Genomic DNA, 18589 nt, shown 5'->3' with positions numbered 1-18589 from the left:
ATGGATCGGCTGGAATGACCGTAATCGAAAGCGTGGTGTCGGTAGAAGCTGCGGAGCGGAAAATGCCGCCAGGCGTGCTGGTCGAAGGGCCGGTGGTCGAGGCCAAGTTTCGGGATTCCTACATCTCCTTCGTCATCATGATCGGCGGTTCGGTCGCGGCGCTGGTCTGGGCGTTCTGGCAAGGCATCGGCTGGGTGGAGGTTTCGGTGTTCGCCGGGACGTTCGCGTTGTCCACGGTCGGGATCGGCTTCATGCATCGCTACTTCGTCCACCGCAGCTTCCGCTGCGGTCCGGTGATGCGGACGCTGTTCGCGGCCATCGCCACCATGGCGGTGCAGGGCTCGATCCTGAAATGGGTGAGCAATCATCGCCGGCATCATCTCCACTCCGACAAGCCCGGCGACGTCCACAGCCCTTATTATGACGGCGACGGCAATCCCTATGTCACCTTCGCCAAGGGGATGATGCATGCGCAAGGCGGCTGGGTGTGGGACCAGGCCACCACCGATGCCGGATATTACGCCAAGGACATCCTGGCCGATCCGATCGCGATGTTCTTCACCAACACACGTTGGTACTGGTACGCGCTCTCGGCGGTGATCATTCCGGGCGCGATCGGCTACGCCTTCGGCGGCGTGCACTCGATGACCGGCTGCATCCTGTTCTCCGGCCTGTTCCGCAGCTACCTCATGACCATGGCGACATCACTGGTCAACTCGGTCTGCCACAGCGACGGCCGCTACGGCTACCGCCGCTTCGATCTCGACGACGGCACCACCAACGAGTTCGTGACCACGATCCTTACCTTCGGTGAAGGCCTGCACAACAACCATCACCGGTTTCCGCGCGACGCCTACATTTCGCACGCCTGGTACGAGATCGACATCAACGGCCTGATCATTCTCGGGCTGGGGAAACTCGGCCTCGTGCACGACATCTTCGCGGCCGGAAGCCGGGCTGTTCGCTCCGGAGATCCAGAAGACGGAAAGCGTCCGGTGGCAGATACGGAAGCGATGGTCTGATGCGCGCCTGTAGCCCGGATGGAGCGTAGCGCAATCCGGGAATCCTGCCGCGAGCACCGTCCCGGATTTCGCTTCGCTCCATCCGGGCTACGGTCCTTAACCGCCGCAAGCCACAGAAACTGCTGCTTTCGTGAAATCCAAACATGAGTTGTGTTCGGACGGAACTCTGGCCCAATGGGGCCGTTAAGTCCGGGATCCCCGAGCGTAGCGAGATCGAACCTCCGATCCTCGCCTGAACAAGACCGCAGTCGCCTTGTGAGAGCGGCTCGGCGCGAAGCGTCCTCCGTGCGTATCAACCGGAAACCTTCATGAACAGCCCCGATGTTCGCAATGCCATTCAGGTCGACCGTGGCTCCAGCCTGGCGATCTGCAATGAAATAGGCGACCGCCTGCGGATCAAGCTTCGGGGCGAGCACGACCCATTGCCGCAACATCTGACGGCCCTGGTCGACCGGATTGCGCAGATCAGCAGCCATTCGAACCAGGCGACGCTCGTGATGACCTCCAGATCGGATCCAGCATGCTAGATTTTTCGAATGCATCTTTTACGCCTGAAACCATCGGCATCATGAAAACTGCGCTGGACACGGCGGTTGCGTCACTGCCGGCCCCGGTCAGCTCTGCGCATGTCAAGTCGATCGCGGAAACAATCCTTCGCACGGCGAAGGAGGGCGAGCGAGACCCCGCTGTGCTGGAGCGCATGGCGTTGATGGAGCTTCAGATCTCGCCGCGTGATTGATGCCGGTCCGCGAGCTTGTGTGCCGGTGCAGAAATGCTCGCATTGCCCCGCGGGCTCACCAATCCGGATCGCCGTAGTAGGGATCGAGCATATAGGGCGGGGGCATCCAGGGCCCTCGCGACGGCCGGGGTCGCCGAGGTGCGGCCGCCTGCACGTGCGGCCGTGCGGGCGCGGCGGTCTCGTTGGTGATCACGCTCCGCGTGGCGGGTTTCGCGGACGCAGGTGCGGATGAAGATGCGGATGACGTGGTCAGCTCCTTTTGCAGCGCCTGGACCTGGGCGTCGAGGCGTGCATTGGCCGCGGCATCCTTTTCCTGCGCCGCCTTGATCTGTTGAATGGTGTCGGCCTGCTCGCGCAGCGTCTGCTCGCTGCGGCTCTTCAGTTGCTCGAGCTTTCCATTGATGTTCGCAAGCTCGCTGGTGATGGTCTTGAGCGATTGCGCGAGATCGGACGACGACGAGTCAGGGGCTGTGGCGCCAGCTCTTGAAGCGTCGGATCTTGAAGCGTCGGGTCTTGAAGCGTCAAACCCTGCATTGCTCTCCGTGTCCTTGCCGACCGACGGCGCGGGCACCGTGCCGGGCTCATCCGCGGCAGCGAGCTGCACGGCCGGCGGTTGCGCCGGACTTTCAACCGCGGACGCTTGCGGAGGCTCACTCGCCGTCGGCGGAGCCCATCGCGCCATGATCGACCTGCTCATAGACCTGGCCTGATCGCTATATTGCGAAGCGAAGGCGGCACCGAGAACGCCGATCGCCAGCACGAGACCGACCAGAGCGCGCAGCATGGGCCGATCTCCCATCAGGCCTTGGGTGCGAGCCCTGCTATCTGGCGCGGGTGCCGCGGCCTTGGTGGTCTTGTCCTCGGGAGCCTTGTCCTTGGGAGTCTCAACTGCCTCCGCACCGGCGCTTGCTCGCGAGGCCCGGGGGCTTTCGCTGCCGCGTTCCATTCCGGAAACCAGCCGGTCCAGCCGCGCCAGGTCCTGCTCTGCGCTCTTGATCCGGTCGTAGGCCCGCGCCAGCCCGCCATCGGCTCGCCCTGCGTCCGGCTTGGGGGCGTCAGGCTTGGGCGCGTCTGGCTTGTGGTCGTCAGGCTTGGGGTCGTTCGTCTCGGGCACCGATGCGCTCTCGCTTCCGTCGGGCGTCAATGGGAGTGCGGCAGTCCGATCGGAACGATAAGTCTCGCCGCCGTCCAACACAACGCGCGTGCGAAGGAGAAATTATGGCGAGGCCTCGGGGTGGGGCGGTCGCGGGGTATGCAACGGGCCGCCCTTGATCTGGATCAAGCAGGCAGCGCCCGACCGTCGCCACCGTGCAGACATTCATCGGAAGGAAAACATGGTTCAGACAAGAGCGATCATCCTTGGTGCCTTCGCGGCCCTGCTGCTGGCCGTGCCGGCCAAAGCCCAGGTGCTGGTCGACGTTTCCAAGATCAGCTGCGACCAGTACATCACCCAGCGCATTACCCACATGCAGACCGTGAACGTCTGGCTCGCCGGGTTCTACGCCGGCCGCCGCAACAATCCCGTTGTGGACACGCAAGCGCTGAACAAGAACGGCAACAAGCTCTCGCGCTTCTGCGAGTCGCATCGCGAGATGCCGCTGCTGGACGCGGTCGAGGCCAATACGAAGTAGGGGCGGGGGCGCGGGCGTTTGCGGTCGTGTCCGGCCTGACCGTATCGCGCATTACGGCGACGCGCATGGAATCTACATCGACAGGTGAAGTGCCCTGGCACCGTCATCGCCGGCCATCAATAGCGGCCGCCGTGGCCCTTTTGCTGCGTGATCCAGTCCGACAATGTTTTCGGTGTCGATCCCACGGTCCGGCCCGGTGATGCCTTCGGATTGTCGCGAGCGCCTTTCGTCGGACGGGTGCGCGGCGCTTCCGTTCCGTTGATGCTCTTCGAGCCAGCCATAGATGCTTCCGCAGCTTCCTTCTCGAGGCGCAGCTGTTTCAATCGCGCCATCTTGAGGCGCTCTGCCTCGACTGCGGGTCCTTCGGACAGCAGCGGCCTGTGTTGAGCGACCTCCGCCGGGACGATGACCCCGATAATGGTCGTCTCGCCGAGCGCCTTGCAGGCTTCGAGCCGATGCAGTCCCTCGACCAGAACGAGGCGGTCTCCGTCGAGCCGGACGGAAATGGGTTCCTGTTGTCCGATGTCCAGCATACTTTCAGCGATCTCCCCGACGATCTCGGGCTTGATGGCTTTCTTCTGCTTCGTGGGAACGAAGATCTTCTCGATCGGGAAGCTTTCCGGTGTGGGCATAACTTCTACTCCGCTTCTACCGGGCCGTCGGAACCGATGCCGGCGGTGGTCGGAGTTTAGGAGGGAAGGGCTCGATCGCAAAGGTAATTTCGGCGGTGGGGTGTTGATGAGCAACGAAGCTGGAACCAACCTGCGATTACGATGACAGTGGATCCATCCGAGCTGCTAGGAAGCTTGAAGCTCCTTTAAACGACTCTCGGCCTTCTTTTTTGCGGCATCAAGCTTCGCTAGGTTATCGCTGCTACTTCCTGCTTGGTAGCCACCAAGCGCCCCTTCATAATACCTAATTGCCATTTGCAAATCGGAAATCGCAGTTTCCTTTTCAGCTATCCCGGCATGAAGAGAAAACGCCAAACCTATGCAAAATTGAGCATCAGAAGCCTGAGCGTCGTCATTGCTCGACATGGCCAAAGCAACTTCGTGTGCATGAATAGAGCGAGTTAGATATATCTCCATCCTGGCATCAGTGGTCAATCGCATCATTCGCCGCTGCGATTTGATTGTGAATGGACTTTGTCAGGTCCTCTATTTTCCTGAGACGGGTTTGCAGAACTTTGAGCTCTTCCGCCTTACTCTTTAGGTATTCAAATAGTTCGCTGTCCGAAGCATCTGGGTTTTCATGGTCAAAGCGCTGTGAGAGATTTTCCATTAGCTGTCGGGATAGACCAATTCCCGCTTCTTCGTGGGCGGTGAACAGCTTGTTGAGCCGACAGCTCGCTAGTTCTTCCTTTTGGATATCAAGGGCGACAACTAGAGCGTCGACGGTCTTCGCCTGGGGGCGATTTACAGCACCTGTTTCTAGGTCGTTGATCCTGCGTACTTTGCTCTCATCATCGAACGCTCGGATGGCTAGTTCTTTTTGAGTTAGGCCCTCTTGGCCGCGCTTTGTGCGAACCAGTTCGCCAAAGGCTTGTCCGAAAGTGCGATCCATTCGCCTCTCCAAATCGTCGTCTTTCAGCTCATGAATCCGCACTATTCCGCGGACCTTCAAGATCGACCGGCGGTATGAACAAGTGTCGCCAAAATGGCGGCCGTTGGAATTAGAGGTTTGATATCATGCACGTAAAAGGCGAAATGGTATATGGAGGTATGGCCGTCATCTATCTTTTGGCCATCATTGGACTGGAGGAGAACATCGCCTTTGGGCTTTTGGCCATCGGATATCTGATCCTTGCATCCACGCACGAAGGTCGGAAATGCTAAAAAGGGCGACCTTTCGGCCGCCCTTCGTGGAAGCCCGGGTCAAGCCCGGGCCTAACTCTCTCGTCGGCTTCTGTTCGCCTCACGAACACCCGGTCGTGCTGCCGCAAGTATCGCACTTCATGCACGTGCCGTTCCGCACCAGCGTAAAGTTGCCGCACTCGCTGCACATCTCACCCTCATAGCCCTTGGCTTTCGCTTCCGCGCGGCGCTCGGCTTTGCTGGGCACCGCGACTTGCGCGCTGCCGGCCTTGCTCCATTGCAGGGCCTCCAGCTTCTCGGTGGGCGAGAGGTTGTGGGCCACTTCCTGCTTCAGCGCGACCGCGCCTTCCAGGACGTCGCCGGCACGGCCTGCGCCGTGGGAGGCGAGCGAGGTGACCTTGCTGCCGCCAGCCGGGGCGCTGTCGTTGCCTTGCGCGACCGCGGTCGAGCCGCCGCGCATCACCACGAGGTTGTCGGTGCGGGAGCGGGTGAGGCCGCGCGACACCAGCTTGGAGGCGCGCTGGCCGTGATCATCAGGCTCTTTGCCTTCCTCGACGCCCTTGCCGAGCACGTCGAACCCGGTCTCGCTGGGATCGACATGGGCGAGGTCGAAGCGGCTGAGATAGCTCACCGCCAGCTCGCGGAAGACGTAGTCGAGGATCGAGGTCGCGTATTTGATGCTGTCGTTGCCCTGCACGGGGCCCGCCGGCTCGAAGCGGGTGAAGGTGAAGGCGTCGACATATTCGTCGAGCGGCACGCCGTACTGGAGACCCAGCGACACCGCGATGGCGAAGTTGTTGATGAAGGAGCGCAGTGCGGCGCCTTCCTTGTGCATGTCGATGAAGATCTCGCCGATGCGGCCGTCGTCATACTCGCCGGTGCGCAGATACACCTTGTGGCCGCCGACGACCGCCTTCTGGGTGTAGCCCTTGCGGCGATCCGGCATCTTCTCTCGCTCGCGCATCACGATGATGCGCTCGACCAGCTTCTCGACGATCTTTTCCGAGACCTGGGCGGTGCGTGCCGCCATCGGCTTGTCATAGAGATGCTCGATCGCATCGTCCTCGTCCTCATCGTCGGCGATGAGCTGCGAGTTGAGCGGCTGGCTGAGCTTGGAGCCGTCGCGATAGAGCGCGTTGGCCTTCAGCGCCAGCTTCCACGACAGCATGTAGGCGGACTTGCAGTCCTCCACGGTGGCGTCGTTCGGCATGTTGATGGTCTTGGAGATCGCACCCGAGATGAAGGGCTGCGCCGCCGACATCATGCGGATGTGGCTCTCGACCGAGAGATAGCGCTTGCCGACCTTGCCGCAAGGGTTGGCGCAGTCGAACACCGGATAGTGCTCGGCCTTGAGGTGCGGGGCACCTTCCACCGTCATCGCACCGCAGATGTGGACGTTGGCCGCCTCGATCTCGCGCTTGGTGAAGCCCACGGCCTGGAGCAGGTCAAAGCCGGGGGCCGCGATCGCCTCGGCTCCGATGCCGAGCTGGTCGCGAATAAAATCTTCGCCAAAGGTCCATTTGTTGAAGGCGAACTTGATGTCGAACGCGGTCGGCAGCGCCTTCTCGACCTTGGCGATGGCCTCGTCGGTGAAGCCCTTGGCCCTCAGCGTCGAGGCGTTGATGCCCGGCGCGTTGGAGAGCGAGCCGTGGCCGACGGCGTAGGCCTCGATCTCCGCGATCTCGCTCTCGCGATAGCCGAGCGCGCGAAGTGCGGCGGGGACCGCGCGGTTGATGATCTTGAAGTAGCCGCCGCCGGCGAGCTTCTTGAATTTCACCAGCGCAAAATCAGGCTCGATGCCGGTGGTGTCGCAATCCATCACGAGGCCGATCGTGCCGGTCGGCGCGATCACCGTGGTCTGGGCGTTGCGATAGCCGTGCTTCTCGCCGAGCTCGAGCGCCGCATCCCACGCGGCCTGCGCATGGGTAACGAGGTCTCCTTGCGGGCACGACACCAGGTCCATCGGCACGGGATTGACGCTCAGCGCCTCGTAGCCGTTGGACTGGCCATGGGCGGCGCGGCGGTGGTTGCGGATCACGCGCAGCATGTGCGCGGCGTTCTTCTTGTAGCCGGGGAAGGTGCCGAGCTCGGACGCCATCTCGGCCGAGGTCTTGTAGGTGATGCCCGTCATGATCGCGGTCAGCGCGCCGGCGATGGCGCGGCCTTCCTTCGAGTCATAAGACAGGCCCATGGTCATCAGGAGGCCGCCGATATTGGCGTAGCCGAGGCCGAGCGTGCGGAACTCGTAGGAGAGCTCTGCGATCGACTTCGACGGGAACTGCGCCATCATCACCGAGATTTCGAGCACGACGGTCCAGAGCCGGCAGAGATGCTCGTAGCCTTCGACGTCGAAACGCTTGGAGGGGATGTCGTAGAACGTCAGCAGGTTGGCGGAGGCGAGGTTGCACGCCGTGTCGTCCAGGAACATGTATTCCGAGCACGGATTGGAGGCGCGGATGTCGCCGGACGCCTTGCAGGTGTGCCAGTCGTTCATGGTGGTGTTGAAATGCAGGCCCGGGTCGGCCGACGCCCAGGCGGCGTAACCGATTTTTTCCCAGAGGTCGCGCGCCTTCAGCGTCTTGGTGATCTTCTTCGTGGTGCGCCCGACGAGATTCCAGTCGCCGTCGGTCTCGACCGCGCGCAGGAAGTCGTCCTTGAGCGACACCGAATTGTTGGAGTTCTGGCCCGATACCGTGAGATAGGCTTCCGAATCCCAGTCGGTGTCGTAGACGTCGAACTGGATGTCCTTGTAGCCCTGCTTGGCAAACTGGATGACGCGCTTGATGTAATTGTCAGGCACGAGGCTGCGGCGGGCGAGCTTGATCTCGCGGCGGAGCGCAGGGTTCTTCTCGGGATCGAAGCAATCGTCGCCCGAGCCTTCGCAATTGACGCAGGCCTTGAGCACGGCCTTGAGGTGCTTCTGGTTGATCTTGGATCCGGTGACGAGAGCCGCGACCTTCTGCTCCTCCTTCACCTTCCAGTCGATATAGGTCTCGATGTCGGGGTGATCGACGTCGACGACGACCATCTTGGCGGCGCGGCGCGTGGTGCCGCCCGACTTGATCGCGCCCGCGGCGCGGTCGCCGATCTTGAGGAAGCTCATCAGGCCGGACGAGCGGCCGCCACCGGAGAGGCGTTCGCCTTCGCCGCGCAGCCGCGAGAAGTTGGAGCCGGTGCCGGAGCCGTATTTGAACAGGCGGGCTTCGCGGACCCAGAGGTCCATGATGCCACCCTCGTTGACGAGGTCGTCACCGACGCCCTGGATGAAGCAGGCGTGCGGCTGCGGATGCTCGTAGGAGGATTTCGACCGGGTCAGCTTGCCGGTGAAGGGGTCGACGTAATAATGGCCCTGGCCGGGGCCGTCGATGCCATAGGCCCAATGAAGCCCGGTATTGAACCATTGCGGCGAGTTCGGCGCGACCATCTGCATGGTCAGCATGTAGCGGAGCTCGTCGTAGAAGGTCTGGGCGTCCTCGTCGGAGGAGAAGTAGTTGCCCTTCCAGCCCCAATAGGTCCAGCAGCCGGCGAGACGGTCGAACACCTGCTTGGCCGAGAGCTCGCTGACGAAGCGCTCTTTCTCGGGCAGGAGGGCGAGCGCCTCGGTGTCGGGCACGGAGCGCCACAGGAAGGAGGGGACGGATTCTTCCTCGACCTTCTTCAGGCGCGCGGCAACGCCGGCCTTGCGGAAGTACTTCTGGGCGAGGACGTCGGAGGCGACCTGCGACCACGCGGTCGGCACCTCGACATTGTCGAGCTTGAACACGACCGAGCCGTCGGGATTCCTGATCTCCGACGTGGTCAGCCGGAACTCGATGCCGGCGTAAGGTGACTGTCCCGAAGTGGTGTGGCGCCGCTCAATCCGCATGGTCTTGCCCCGTCCTATCTTTGACCGGACCGCCTCCGTTCAGGCGTGCCAGGTCATCATTTCATTTCGCGGTGCTCGGCAGCCGTCTGGCCCCTGGCATCGCAGTTTAGCCGGTAGACCCGGCCCATTTTCTCCCGACGCGATTGCTCGATGCGCGCACCGATCATCCGCCGGCACGTCCAGACCCATCCGCCCCAAAGGGATGAGCCCGACATGCGTTCAACGCCCCACAACGTCACGTCTTCAACCATTGCCATCCGAGCCTGTTTCCAGCCCGTTCAGGCGCCCGAAAAGTCCGCTCGCCGGGCAGACAAGCCCGTATCCCGCTGCCTTTGTCTGGCTTGGCGGAGTGCTGTTTTGCAGACCCTTTGGGGGAGTGCCGGCGGGACGCAAACACACTCGCGCCGAACGGATCGAAAACTAGGACTCTCCATTGCGCCCGTCAAGAACTAGTGCGAGTTCCTGAATCAAATACTAAATATGGTGGATTGTGGGGGATAACAGGGGGCAGGCCCGCGCCTGTTGTTGAGCCAAGTATCAGTGAGTCCTCAGGGATTCCCAACCGAAAAAATTTGCATCTTGTGGTCCTCGCGAGGCTTCACCCCGCTGTTCACAGGGCAGGTATATTTTTGAACGGCGGGCTTGCCTCCGGGGGACTCACGTAGGGCTACGGTAGGTAAGGGCAGGCATGCCCGCCGGGGTGGTGGTGGGAGGCGCGAATCCGCGCCAAGCTCGGTCAGATTTTGCCGGACTGCCCACATGCTTGATTCGACTCGGCCGGTGCTGCGACCGCGCATCGCCCTGGCCGGCCTGATGTTCCTCGCCATCACCTCGGTAGGCTGGGGCTTCAACTGGCCGGTGACGAAATTCCTGCTCTCCGAGCTGCCGCCGCTGACCTTGCGCGGGGTGACCGGCGTGCTCGGCGCGGTGCTGCTGGCCGCGCTGGCGCTGATCCGCGCTGACAGCCTCAGGGTCCCGCGCGAGATCTGGCCGCGGCTCGTGACCGCCGCGCTCCTCAACGTCACCGGCTGGATGGTGCTGATGGGCCTGGCGCTGCTGTGGCTGCCGGCGAGCGAAGCCGCGCTGATCGCCTACACCATGCCGGTCTGGGCCTCGCTGATCGCCTGGCCGGTGCTCGGCGAGCGGCCGACCTTGTTGCGCACCGTCGCGCTGGTGATGGCCTTTGCCGGCCTCGCGTCGATCATGGGCGGCAACGGCTTTGCCGCCACCGCGGACAAGCTGCCGGGCATCGTCATGGCGCTGTGCGGCGCGCTCGGCTTCGCGCTCGGCACGGTATTTTCCAAGAGGTACCCGATCCGTCTGCCGCCGATCACCGCCGCGGCCTGGCAGATCGGGATCGGCTGCCTGCCCATCACGATCATCGGCCTCGCCATCGAGACCACGCATCTGGAGCTGGTGACGCCGGTCGGCTGGTGGCTCCTGGTCTATTCGACCGTGGTGCAGTTCTGCATCGCCTATGTCAGCTGGTTCGCAGCGCTCGCGCGCCTGCCGGCCTCCGTCGCCGCGATCGGCACCATGGCGGTGCCTGTGATCGGCGTCGTGGCATCCGCGATCGCGCTCCACGAACCGCTGGGAGCAGGGCAGATCGCCGCGCTGATCTTTACGCTGGCTGCGGTTGTGCTGGCGACGCGGTAGCAGGTGTAGTCATGAAGAGGCTGGCCGCCTGGACTTCCGGTTTATCGCCAATATCGGCCGGCGAGCGGAGGGTCTCCGAGGTCGCAAATGGGCTAGAAGCGGCCCCCGGGGTCTCAGCTTAAAGTTGTAATGATGGTGCCTTAATGGCAAAATCGTATCATGCAAATTCGGGATGCCAGGATAGAGGACGCAGAAGCTGCTTGTCTGGTTATGAGGCGGTCGATCGCGGAACTCTGCGTTGCTGATCACAAGAACGATACGGCCATTCTGGCACGCTGGTTGGGAAATAAGACTTCCGAGATATTTATCGCCTGGATTCGGCAGCCGGAAAATTCTCTCCTCGTTGCCACCGAAGACGACAACATTCTTGCTGTAGGGTCGGTTACTGATGCAGGCCAAATCACTCTGAATTATGTTTCCCCCGATGCGAGGTTCCGAGGGATCAGTCGCGCCTTGCTGCGCGCGCTCGAAACAAGAGCTGTGGAGCGAGGCGTCAAGCGATGCACTCTTACCAGCACGGAAACGGCCCTGCGCTTTTATCAAGCCAACGGCTATGCCGTAGACGGACCGCCAGTTGGCAACTTCGGTACTAGCTCTGGATATCCAATGTCGAAGTCGCTCACCAAAGAGATGGAACAGCGATGACCATCACGCGGACGAGGACGGAAGCTGTGCCTTTAAAAATCGGCTGGGAAGCTGAGGCCAGCCAATGGATAAGGTGGGCGCGCACTCCCGGTCACGATAGCTACTGGCGATTTCACCGAGACCAATTTCTTAGTCTCTTGCCTTCGCCAGGACGGCAAACGCTGGATATCGGCTGTGGCGAAGGACGGCTCGCGCGAGACTTGAAAGAGCTTGGGCACCGTGTTGTCGCGATCGACAGTTCGCCGTCAATGGTTGAAGCTGCACGTGAGTTCGACCCATCGATAGACGTGCGCTTGGCGGATGCCAGCGCGCTTCCGCTTGACGACGCCTGCGCGGATTTGGCGATCGCCTTCATGTCGCTTCAAGACATCGGCGATATGCCTGCCGCTGTCCGAGAAGCAGCGCGCGTCCTCGAGCCAGGGGGCAGGCTCTGCATGGCCATTGTTCATCCGATCAACTCCGCCGGCAACTTCGAACAAGCAAGTTCCGATGGGCGCTTCATCATCCAGGGAGACTATCTTGGTGCCTTCCAATATGCCGACGCCGTCGCGCGCGACGGTTTGGCGATGACATTCCACAGTGCGCATCGCCCGCTGGAAACCTATTTCCTAGCATTGGAGCAGGCGGGATTTTTGGTCGAAGCGCTTCGAGAGCCGGCCCTTCCGGAATATGCGGTCGTTTCCAATGCGGCCCGTCGCTGGCAGCGCATACCTTACTTCCTGCATTTGCGCGCCGTTCGCCGTTAAAACGCGCGTCTGCTTCCGGTCAACCGCGGTCCACGACCGGCTGCTCGCTTCAGGTCAGCTAAGGGGCCAGAAGCGGAAGTCACCCCAGGCGAGCGGGATGGGAGCGAGGCCTTGACCTTTTCTCTGCCTCGAAGCTGAAGCATATTTCTGCTAGCCGCCGCGCAAGTACTTCCCCGCGGTTGTTAGGCCCGGCACCGGCTTACGACGGCGACCGGGCCGCCTCTGAGTGGCGCGGTAAAAAGCTCTTGTCCGTCGATTTTGTAGACCGGCGAGTTGACGGCCAATCTCCCGAGCTATCGTCTCAGCCTCCGGGCAAATGCTTGAGCATGCCTATCGGTATTCTGCACCATATTTGAGACCAATCGCGTTGATCTGCTCCCGCGTCAATTCCTTTGGAGGTTCGCCCGGCCGGCTGCAGGTTTCGCGGAAGAAACCGTCGAGGCCCGGGGGCACCATGATCCACAGCAGAACCAGTTCCTGATCTGGACTGCTGAAACCATGCCATGTGTCCTTGGGTATGAAAATCGTTCCGCCTCTTTCGCAACGATGACGCACCTCGTTGAGGGTGACCGTGCCGCTGCCTTCCAGGACGTAGAAGGCTTCATCCCTTTCGAGGTGCCGGTGAACCGGAATGCCCGAGCCCTTGGGTAGCTGCTGCGTGCCCAGGCCAAGACGATGAGATCCCGTTACGGGGTCGAGCTTGATGAAGATGTTGCCGCCATCGCGAAAATGGATCAGGTGTTCACCCTCATCGGCACTAAGCACATAGCCTCGCGGCATCGGCTTGTGCGACTTCGCCTCGATCTCCTTGCTGTTTGGCATCGCGCGCTCCATTCGCCAATACTCAACGATGAAAACGCTACAATAGCAGAACGCTCCGCCCCGAGCGACGGCCAGCCACAAGCTGCTTTGGGTCACAAGCCGGCGTTCGGCTGGGCGTCAGGCCAAGCGCAAATCAGGAACCCGCGCAAGCGTTGCGGATTAGGTCTCTCTGCCGGACTGAGTGCCCCTATCGAGACGGTTATGGCGAGCGAGCGCAATACATTCCTCGGCATCGCGGCGTGCGACCTTGCCCTGGCTGTTCCCCTGCCTCTTGGCGAAGCCGACATCGTCATCTTCGGAGCTGCGGATGCCACGCCGCATTTGGAGGGCCGGACCAGCCATGCCGCGAATGGCCCAGCGGCCATTCGCAATGCTTTGCGCGTTTACCAGACCGACCTTGCCAGGTGGGATTTCGACCAAGACGGAATCCTGCTCGACCCGGAGCAAATCCGCGTCCTTGATGGCGGTGATCTTCCCACGTCACCCGATGATCCCGAGCAAAATCGGAATGCAATCAGGACGGCCACCAAGAAGATCCTGACGTCCGGCTCGGTACCCATGCTGCTGGGCGGAGATGATTCCGTGCCCATACCGTTCTTCGAGGCGTTCGAGGACTTGGCCAAGCTGACCATCCTGCAGATCGACGCGCATTTGGACTGGAAGGACCGGCGCGACGGCTCAGCACATACTTTCTCCAGCACGATGCGGCGCGCCAGCGAGTTGCCTTGGGTCGAACGCATTGTGCAGGTCGGTTTACGGGGTGTCGGTGGCTCGGGCCTGCAGGAGCTCAGTTGCGCGCGGAATTGGGGCTCCAGGATTTTTACAGCACGAGACGTCAAAAGCCGGGGCGTTCAAGCTGTCCTCAGTGCCATCGAGGACAACGCGAATTGCCTAATCACGATCGACTGCGACGGCCTCGATCCGTCCGTCATTCCCGGCGTGCTTCTGCCGCAACCCGGCGGGCTGTCCTATTTCGAAGTCATAGATTTGATCGCAGGCGTCGCCTCGAAGGCCAGAATTGTCGGTCTCGATCTGGTCGAATTGGTACCGGAGCGTGACGTGCAGAATATCGGGGCGATCTGCGCAGCGCGGATCATCTGCAACGCCATTGGACATATCGCCAAGCAGAAACGCTAGCCGGCCGGCATGCCTCCCAACGCCTTCCTGATCATCTCGGCGAGCTGGTTGCGGCGGTAGGGTTTTGTCAGGAGCATGACGCCGTCGTCGAGCTTGCCGTGGTGGACGATGGCGTTGTCGGTGTAGCCGGAGGTGTAGAGCACCTTCACCCCGGGGCGGATCGTCGCCACCTTGTCGGCGAGCGCGCGCCCGCTCATGCCGCCGGGGATGACGACGTCGGTGAACAGCAGATCGAACGGCTGGCCGGCCTGGATCAATTCGAGCGCGGTCTTGCCGTCGGGCGCGGCGACGGTCTGGTAGCCGAGGCTCTGGAGCTGCACGGTGACGAAGTTGCGCACCAGCGGGTCATCCTCGACCACGAAAATGGTCTCTGCGCCGCCTTCCGCCTGCGGCGTCGTGGTGGGGGCCACTTCGGCCATGCCTTCGCCCGGCGGCAGATAGAGCTTGATCGTGGTGCCGTGGCCTTCCTCGCTGTAGATCTTGATGTGTCCGCCCGACTGCTTGACGAAGCCGTACACCATGGAGAGGCCGAGGCCGCTTCCCTTGCCGACCTCCTTGGTGGTGAAGAACGGCTCGAACGCCTGCTGCTGCACCTCTGCCGGCATGCCGGTGCCGGTGTCGCTGACGGCGAGCATCACGTAAGGGCCGGGCCGAACGTCGGGATTGTTTTGCGCATAGGCCTGGTCGAGCACGACGCGGTGGGCCTCGAGCAGCAGCTTGCCCCCGTTCGGCATGGCGTCGCGGGCGTTGATCGCCATGTTGAGCAGGGCATTGGTGAGGCGGGACGGATCGATGTGCGCGGTCATCTGCCCCTGTTCGAGCACGGTCTCGATCTCGATCTGCTCGCCGAGGGTGGGGCGCAGCAGTTTGGCGATGTCCGCCACCGCGGCGTTGATCTCGACGTTGCGCGGCTGCAGCGGCTGCCTGCGCGCAAAGGCGAGCAGATGCTGGATCAGCTCGGCGCAGCGTTCGGCGGCCTCGTCGATCAGGCGCGCCACGCGCTGGAGCTCGGGCTGCTGCTTCAGGCTTGCCACCAGCGTCTCGGTATTGCCGGAGATCACGGTCAGCATGTTGTTGAAGTCGTGCGCGACGCCGCCGGTGAGCTTGCCGATCGCATCCAGCTTCTGCGACTGGTACAATTGCCGCTCGGTCTCGCGCGAAATGGTCGCGTCGTGATAGACCAGCACCGCGCCGGAGACTTTGCCTTGCCCGTCCAACATCGGCCGGCCGCTGATCATGAGATGGCGGGAAGGATTGCCGCTGTGCGGGCGGACGATCATCTCCATGTTCTCGAACGGTTCGCCGCGCAGCACGCGTGCCGACGGCAGCTCGTCGGGCTTGAGCGGGGTAACGCCGTCGCCGTGAAGCACGCTGGACATCGCCCGCAGATTGCGCAGGTTCATGCCGGTCCGGTGCAGCAGCATGCGCTCGGCGGCCGGATTGGACAGAAGGACATTCCCCTCGGCATCGATGACCAGCACTGCCTCCGCCATGCTGTGAAAGGTGCTCTGGAGCACGTTGACCGAGAGGCGCAGCTCGTCATGCGCGGTGACCAGATGGTCCGTACGCTCGGCCACCGCGGCCTCGAGCTGATGCTTGGCGGCCGTGGTCTCCAATAGCGTGCTCTTGAGTGCGCCCTCGGTGCGCCGGCTCTCGCGCATCATCATCACGACCAGCAGCAGGATCACCAGCGCGCCGGCGACGTCGATGCCGAGCAGCACGATGCCGGTGCGGCGCGAATCCTGGGAGCGCGCCGCGAGCAATCGTTCCTCCTCGGCGCTCAAATGATCGAAATTGCCCATCACCGTGTCCATCAGACCACGGCCCTCGCCCTTGCCCTGGAGCGCGGCAATGCCGGCCTGGTCGTTTCCGGCACGCAGGCGCATCACTTCGGCGGCGATCTCGATCCGGCGCAGCGCCAGCGGTTCGGTGCCCTCGAGCAGCGCGACATGTTCGGGAGTGTCGCGCACGCTGCGCTTGAGGTCGGCGAGTGCCGGTGCGATCCGGGCGTGCACCGCCTGGAATTCCTCGCTGAAGCTCGGGTTGCGATAGATCTCGTAGCCGCGTGCGGCGCTCTCGGCACTGCGCATCAGCACGCGCAGGTCGGAGATCTTCTTGAGCACCTGGACGGTGTGATTGACCCAGGCCGCGTCGGACCGCGACTTGACGTCGAGGCCGATAGAGGCTGCGGTGATGATCAGGAGGATGGCAAGTCCAGCACCGAGAATGACGCGCTGCGTTGGGATCAAGGGGCTTCTTTCTTGTCCTTCGGCTGCGAGCCATCGCCCGGCGCGGCGATGCATTCCCGGATCGTGGTCAGCAGCGCGTCCGGCGTGAACGGCTTGCGCAGGCAGCGGGTCGCGCCGAGCTCCAGCGCCATCCGGAGGAAGTCGGGAGAGGGCGAGGCGGATGACGCAAAGGCGTAGCCGGACATCGCGATCAGCGGAACCGCCGGCGCGCGCTCGTGAAAGATGCGAATGGACTCGAAGCCGCGCATATGCGGCATGAAGATGTCGACCAGCATCACGTCGAAACTCTGGGTTTCGAGCGCAGCCAAACCCGTTTCTCCGCCGTCAGTCAACGTGACGTCGAAGCCCTGACGTTGGAGGAGGACCTCGATGGTCGCACCGACCATCGGATCGTCATCGACCACGAGAATACGCGGCATGACACTTCCCAGTCATCGAAGTCCCCATAGCCAAGTTGATACAGGTGAATCGCGCGTCGGGTCAATTTGGGATTGGATAAGGGTAGGTATGCACGGTGCGGTGAATAAAGGTCCGCTCGCATCGGTTGTACGCGCCAATCGCCGATGGCGAACACGAGGCGAGCGAAACAGGTGAGGCGCCCGCATGCGAAAAAGGCGCCGCATCGCTGCGACGCCTTCTTCTTCAAGTGTTGCAGGTCGGCTTACGGGCAGGGATGACGCTGGCCGTCATAGCCGAGATAGGTGCCGGACGCCGGATCGTAGGACTTGTAGCGCTGCGCACAGTAGCCCGCGGAGTCGCCGCCGCTATCGGGGACCACGGCGACTGACGGCTCATCATAATAGCTGTCGTCGCCATAGTAATAGGGGTCGTTGTAATAGCCGCCGCCGTAATAGGCGTATGATCCGAGGCCGCCGATCGCAGCACCCGCGGCAACACCAGGCCAGAAGCCGCCGCCGTGACGATGATGCCAGTGACGACCGCTCCAATTGCCGCTACCGCCCTGCCAGTTGCCCGCAGTCGCGACGCTGCGTGTACCGCTGAAGGACGGCGAGAAGGCCTGTCGGCTCGCGCCGCCTACGAAGCTGCCACCGCTGGGACGTACCGCTGTGCCGGCGGCGAAATTGCCACCGCCGCCGCCGATCCTCGCGCCGCCGAAATTGCCGCCGCCCATGTGGGCGCCGCCACCGCCAAAGTGAGCCCCGCCACCACCGAAGTGAGCGCCGCCGCCACCGCCGCCGAAGTGGGCACCGCCACCTCCGCCGAAATGGCCACCGCCGCCCCCGCCATGTCCGCCGCGACCTTGCGCGAAGCTTGGCGTCGCCAACGGGAGAACCAGTGCCACGGCCGCAGCCGCGCTCAAGACTTTCAGACTTTTCATGATCAAAACTCCTTTTCCCGGAAGCAAACCCCATGAATGGGCTGGAGTTCCTGGGATCACGGGGGTTTGCGTGCGAGGACAGGCTCTCATGGCGACGCTGTATCCGGCATGAACGGATCGCGTCCGATTTGCGGCAGCGTTCCGTGCCGGTAGACGCATCCGCAGCGGGGCAGCGCCGCCCGCGCCGAACTGGACATTTCGCCGTCCGGATGGCATCAGGACCCGACGAAGCAGGGCCCTTGCCGCATGAAACAATTCTTCCTCAAGTTCTTCACCTGGTGGAATGGCCAGACGTTTGGCACCCAACTCTGGACCAAGCGCTACGGCGAGCTGGTCGGCCAGGACGAGCAGGGCAACCTCTATTATCGCACCCGCGGCGGGGCGATCGACCCGGCGCTCGGCTTCGAGCGGCGCTGGGTGGTCTATAACGGCTATGCCGAGGCCAGCCGCATCCCGCAGTCCTGGCACGGCTGGATGCATCACACCGTCGACGTGCCGCCGACGCAGGACAACTACCAGCCGCGCGAGTGGGAAAAGCCGCACCAGCCCAATCTCACGGGCACGGCCAACGCCTACCGTCCCTCGGGCTCGACGCTCGCCAGTGGCAAGCGGCCCAAGGCAACCGGCGACTATCAGCCCTGGACGCCCAGCTAGGCTTCCGATCCCCGTCTCAACCCTTGTCGTGGGAGTGGATGCACCCGCATCCGCCTCGCTCTGCTGTGGACAACGGGAACAGCGGGGATGAGTCCTGCGCGGGCGTTGCAGCCACCCGGGCGATGCGGCTCAATGGTCGCATCTTGCGGAGATGGGAGACCATCGCGTTCGGTTCGGGCAACAGTTCGCGACTGTCCCGAAATGCAGCGGCCGCCGACCAGGACTCGATCGGGAAATAGGCCCCCGGTCTGGAAGCTCCGAAATCGCCCG

The 18589-nt window shown here is 62.7% G+C and carries 19 protein-coding genes; 9 read left to right on the top strand and 10 right to left on the bottom strand.

Annotated features, from left to right (window positions below; translation table 11 throughout):
* The first annotated feature begins 14 nt into the window (after positions 1–14).
* From AC0L3J_RS05130 to AC0L3J_RS05120, 3 genes are all read left to right on the top strand, one after another.
* Complete coding sequence (locus AC0L3J_RS05130) at positions 15–1022, top strand: acyl-CoA desaturase (protein WP_473346245.1); 1008 nt, start codon at positions 15–17, stop codon at positions 1020–1022.
* Positions 1023–1330: 308 nt separating this feature from the next.
* The gene (locus AC0L3J_RS05125) at positions 1331–1549 is read left to right on the top strand and encodes a hypothetical protein (RefSeq protein ID WP_473346244.1); all 219 of its coding nucleotides are present in this window, start codon (positions 1331–1333) and stop codon (positions 1547–1549) included.
* The gene (locus tag AC0L3J_RS05120) at positions 1543–1761 is read left to right on the top strand and encodes a hypothetical protein (protein WP_027517660.1); all 219 of its coding nucleotides are present in this window, start codon (positions 1543–1545) and stop codon (positions 1759–1761) included. The genes AC0L3J_RS05125 and AC0L3J_RS05120 overlap by 7 nt, the downstream gene beginning before the upstream one ends.
* 55 nt (positions 1762–1816) lie before the next feature.
* Here AC0L3J_RS05120 and AC0L3J_RS05115 read toward each other — a convergent pair whose 3' ends face one another.
* On the bottom strand, positions 1817–2875 hold the full coding sequence (locus AC0L3J_RS05115; protein WP_473346243.1) for a hypothetical protein: 1059 nt from the start codon (positions 2873–2875) through the stop codon (positions 1817–1819).
* 220 nt (positions 2876–3095) lie between these two features.
* Between AC0L3J_RS05115 and AC0L3J_RS05110 the strand changes: the two genes are divergently transcribed.
* Positions 3096–3392: an HdeA/HdeB family chaperone gene (locus tag AC0L3J_RS05110; RefSeq protein WP_354254950.1), complete on the top strand. Its 297-nt coding sequence runs from the start codon at positions 3096–3098 to the stop codon at positions 3390–3392.
* A 116-nt stretch (positions 3393–3508) separates the two neighbouring features.
* Here the strand turns inward: AC0L3J_RS05110 and AC0L3J_RS05105 are convergent, their stop codons facing one another.
* From AC0L3J_RS05105 to AC0L3J_RS05085, 5 genes are all read right to left on the bottom strand, one after another.
* A complete protein-coding gene (locus tag AC0L3J_RS05105; protein WP_473346242.1) occupies positions 3509–4024 on the bottom strand; it encodes a ParB N-terminal domain-containing protein in 516 nt (171 codons plus the stop codon).
* Between the two features lie 165 nt (positions 4025–4189).
* Complete coding sequence (locus tag AC0L3J_RS05100; protein ID WP_473346241.1) at positions 4190–4507, bottom strand: hypothetical protein; 318 nt, start codon at positions 4505–4507, stop codon at positions 4190–4192.
* Positions 4488–4955: a helix-turn-helix domain-containing protein gene (locus AC0L3J_RS05095; RefSeq protein ID WP_473346240.1), complete on the bottom strand. Its 468-nt coding sequence runs from the start codon at positions 4953–4955 to the stop codon at positions 4488–4490. The genes AC0L3J_RS05100 and AC0L3J_RS05095 overlap by 20 nt, the downstream gene beginning before the upstream one ends.
* A gap of 351 nt (positions 4956–5306) precedes the next feature.
* Positions 5307–9071 (bottom strand): vitamin B12-dependent ribonucleotide reductase, encoded by a 3765-nt coding sequence (locus tag AC0L3J_RS05090; RefSeq protein WP_473346239.1) that lies wholly within the window; start codon positions 9069–9071, stop codon positions 5307–5309.
* A gap of 56 nt (positions 9072–9127) precedes the next feature.
* Positions 9128–9328 carry a hypothetical protein gene (locus AC0L3J_RS05085; protein WP_473346238.1) on the bottom strand — a complete coding sequence of 67 codons (201 nt, stop codon included), beginning with the start codon at positions 9326–9328 and terminating at the stop codon, positions 9128–9130.
* Between the two features lie 502 nt (positions 9329–9830).
* Between AC0L3J_RS05085 and AC0L3J_RS05080 the strand changes: the two genes are divergently transcribed.
* The 3 genes from AC0L3J_RS05080 to AC0L3J_RS05070 all read left to right on the top strand — a co-directional run bounded on the left by AC0L3J_RS05080 (position 9831) and on the right by AC0L3J_RS05070 (position 12118).
* The gene (locus AC0L3J_RS05080) at positions 9831–10727 is read left to right on the top strand and encodes a DMT family transporter (RefSeq protein WP_473346237.1); all 897 of its coding nucleotides are present in this window, start codon (positions 9831–9833) and stop codon (positions 10725–10727) included.
* A gap of 159 nt (positions 10728–10886) precedes the next feature.
* Positions 10887–11372: a GNAT family N-acetyltransferase gene (locus AC0L3J_RS05075; protein WP_473346236.1), complete on the top strand. Its 486-nt coding sequence runs from the start codon at positions 10887–10889 to the stop codon at positions 11370–11372.
* Positions 11369–12118 carry a class I SAM-dependent methyltransferase gene (locus AC0L3J_RS05070; protein WP_473346235.1) on the top strand — a complete coding sequence of 250 codons (750 nt, stop codon included), beginning with the start codon at positions 11369–11371 and terminating at the stop codon, positions 12116–12118. The genes AC0L3J_RS05075 and AC0L3J_RS05070 overlap by 4 nt, the downstream gene beginning before the upstream one ends.
* Positions 12119–12448: 330 nt before the next feature.
* Here AC0L3J_RS05070 and AC0L3J_RS05065 read toward each other — a convergent pair whose 3' ends face one another.
* Entirely contained in the window at positions 12449–12940 is a 492-nt protein-coding gene (locus AC0L3J_RS05065) for a cupin domain-containing protein (protein WP_473346234.1), read from the bottom strand.
* Between the two features lie 201 nt (positions 12941–13141).
* On the opposite strand from AC0L3J_RS05065, the gene AC0L3J_RS05060 reads away from it, so the two are divergent.
* Entirely contained in the window at positions 13142–14077 is a 936-nt protein-coding gene (locus AC0L3J_RS05060; RefSeq protein ID WP_473346233.1) for an arginase family protein, read from the top strand.
* Here AC0L3J_RS05060 and AC0L3J_RS05055 read toward each other — a convergent pair.
* The 3 genes from AC0L3J_RS05055 to AC0L3J_RS05045 all read right to left on the bottom strand — a co-directional run bounded on the left by AC0L3J_RS05055 (position 14074) and on the right by AC0L3J_RS05045 (position 17665).
* Positions 14074–16326 carry a CHASE3 domain-containing protein gene (locus AC0L3J_RS05055; protein WP_473346232.1) on the bottom strand — a complete coding sequence of 751 codons (2253 nt, stop codon included), beginning with the start codon at positions 16324–16326 and terminating at the stop codon, positions 14074–14076. The genes AC0L3J_RS05060 and AC0L3J_RS05055 overlap by 4 nt on opposite strands.
* Positions 16323–16745, bottom strand: coding sequence for a response regulator (locus AC0L3J_RS05050; protein WP_027569815.1), 423 nt, complete (start codon positions 16743–16745; stop codon positions 16323–16325). Before AC0L3J_RS05050 ends, AC0L3J_RS05055 begins: the two co-directional genes overlap by 4 nt.
* A gap of 242 nt (positions 16746–16987) precedes the next feature.
* Positions 16988–17665 carry a BA14K family protein gene (locus AC0L3J_RS05045; RefSeq protein WP_473346231.1) on the bottom strand — a complete coding sequence of 226 codons (678 nt, stop codon included), beginning with the start codon at positions 17663–17665 and terminating at the stop codon, positions 16988–16990.
* Between the two features lie 246 nt (positions 17666–17911).
* On the opposite strand from AC0L3J_RS05045, the gene AC0L3J_RS05040 reads away from it, so the two are divergent.
* Positions 17912–18319, top strand: a complete 408-nt coding sequence (locus tag AC0L3J_RS05040) for an NADH:ubiquinone oxidoreductase subunit NDUFA12 (RefSeq protein ID WP_473346230.1) — start codon at positions 17912–17914, stop codon at positions 18317–18319.
* Positions 18320–18589: the final 270 nt, after the last annotated feature.

The sequence above is a fragment of the Bradyrhizobium sp. Kon37 genome, assembly GCF_055807535.1.
The sequence above is the reverse complement of the archived record's forward strand: the minus strand, read 5'-3'. Positions and strand labels throughout refer to the sequence as shown.

Coding starts and splice junctions, on each gene's coding strand:
- AC0L3J_RS05130 (WP_473346245.1), top strand. CDS start 15: ATGACCGTAATCGAAAGCGTGGTGTCGGTAGAAGCTGCGGAGCGGAAA.
- AC0L3J_RS05125 (WP_473346244.1), top strand. CDS start 1,331: ATGAACAGCCCCGATGTTCGCAATGCCATTCAGGTCGACCGTGGCTCC.
- AC0L3J_RS05120 (WP_027517660.1), top strand. CDS start 1,543: ATGCTAGATTTTTCGAATGCATCTTTTACGCCTGAAACCATCGGCATC.
- AC0L3J_RS05110 (WP_354254950.1), top strand. CDS start 3,096: ATGGTTCAGACAAGAGCGATCATCCTTGGTGCCTTCGCGGCCCTGCTG.
- AC0L3J_RS05105 (WP_473346242.1), bottom strand. CDS start 4,024: ATGCCCACACCGGAAAGCTTCCCGATCGAGAAGATCTTCGTTCCCACG.
- AC0L3J_RS05100 (WP_473346241.1), bottom strand. CDS start 4,507: ATGATGCGATTGACCACTGATGCCAGGATGGAGATATATCTAACTCGC.
- AC0L3J_RS05095 (WP_473346240.1), bottom strand. CDS start 4,955: ATGGATCGCACTTTCGGACAAGCCTTTGGCGAACTGGTTCGCACAAAG.
- AC0L3J_RS05090 (WP_473346239.1), bottom strand. CDS start 9,071: ATGCGGATTGAGCGGCGCCACACCACTTCGGGACAGTCACCTTACGCC.
- AC0L3J_RS05085 (WP_473346238.1), bottom strand. CDS start 9,328: ATGGCAATGGTTGAAGACGTGACGTTGTGGGGCGTTGAACGCATGTCG.
- AC0L3J_RS05080 (WP_473346237.1), top strand. CDS start 9,831: ATGCTTGATTCGACTCGGCCGGTGCTGCGACCGCGCATCGCCCTGGCC.
- AC0L3J_RS05075 (WP_473346236.1), top strand. CDS start 10,887: ATGCAAATTCGGGATGCCAGGATAGAGGACGCAGAAGCTGCTTGTCTG.
- AC0L3J_RS05070 (WP_473346235.1), top strand. CDS start 11,369: ATGACCATCACGCGGACGAGGACGGAAGCTGTGCCTTTAAAAATCGGC.
- AC0L3J_RS05065 (WP_473346234.1), bottom strand. CDS start 12,940: ATGCCAAACAGCAAGGAGATCGAGGCGAAGTCGCACAAGCCGATGCCG.
- AC0L3J_RS05060 (WP_473346233.1), top strand. CDS start 13,142: ATGGCGAGCGAGCGCAATACATTCCTCGGCATCGCGGCGTGCGACCTT.
- AC0L3J_RS05050 (WP_027569815.1), bottom strand. CDS start 16,745: ATGCCGCGTATTCTCGTGGTCGATGACGATCCGATGGTCGGTGCGACC.
- AC0L3J_RS05045 (WP_473346231.1), bottom strand. CDS start 17,665: ATGAAAAGTCTGAAAGTCTTGAGCGCGGCTGCGGCCGTGGCACTGGTT.
- AC0L3J_RS05040 (WP_473346230.1), top strand. CDS start 17,912: ATGAAACAATTCTTCCTCAAGTTCTTCACCTGGTGGAATGGCCAGACG.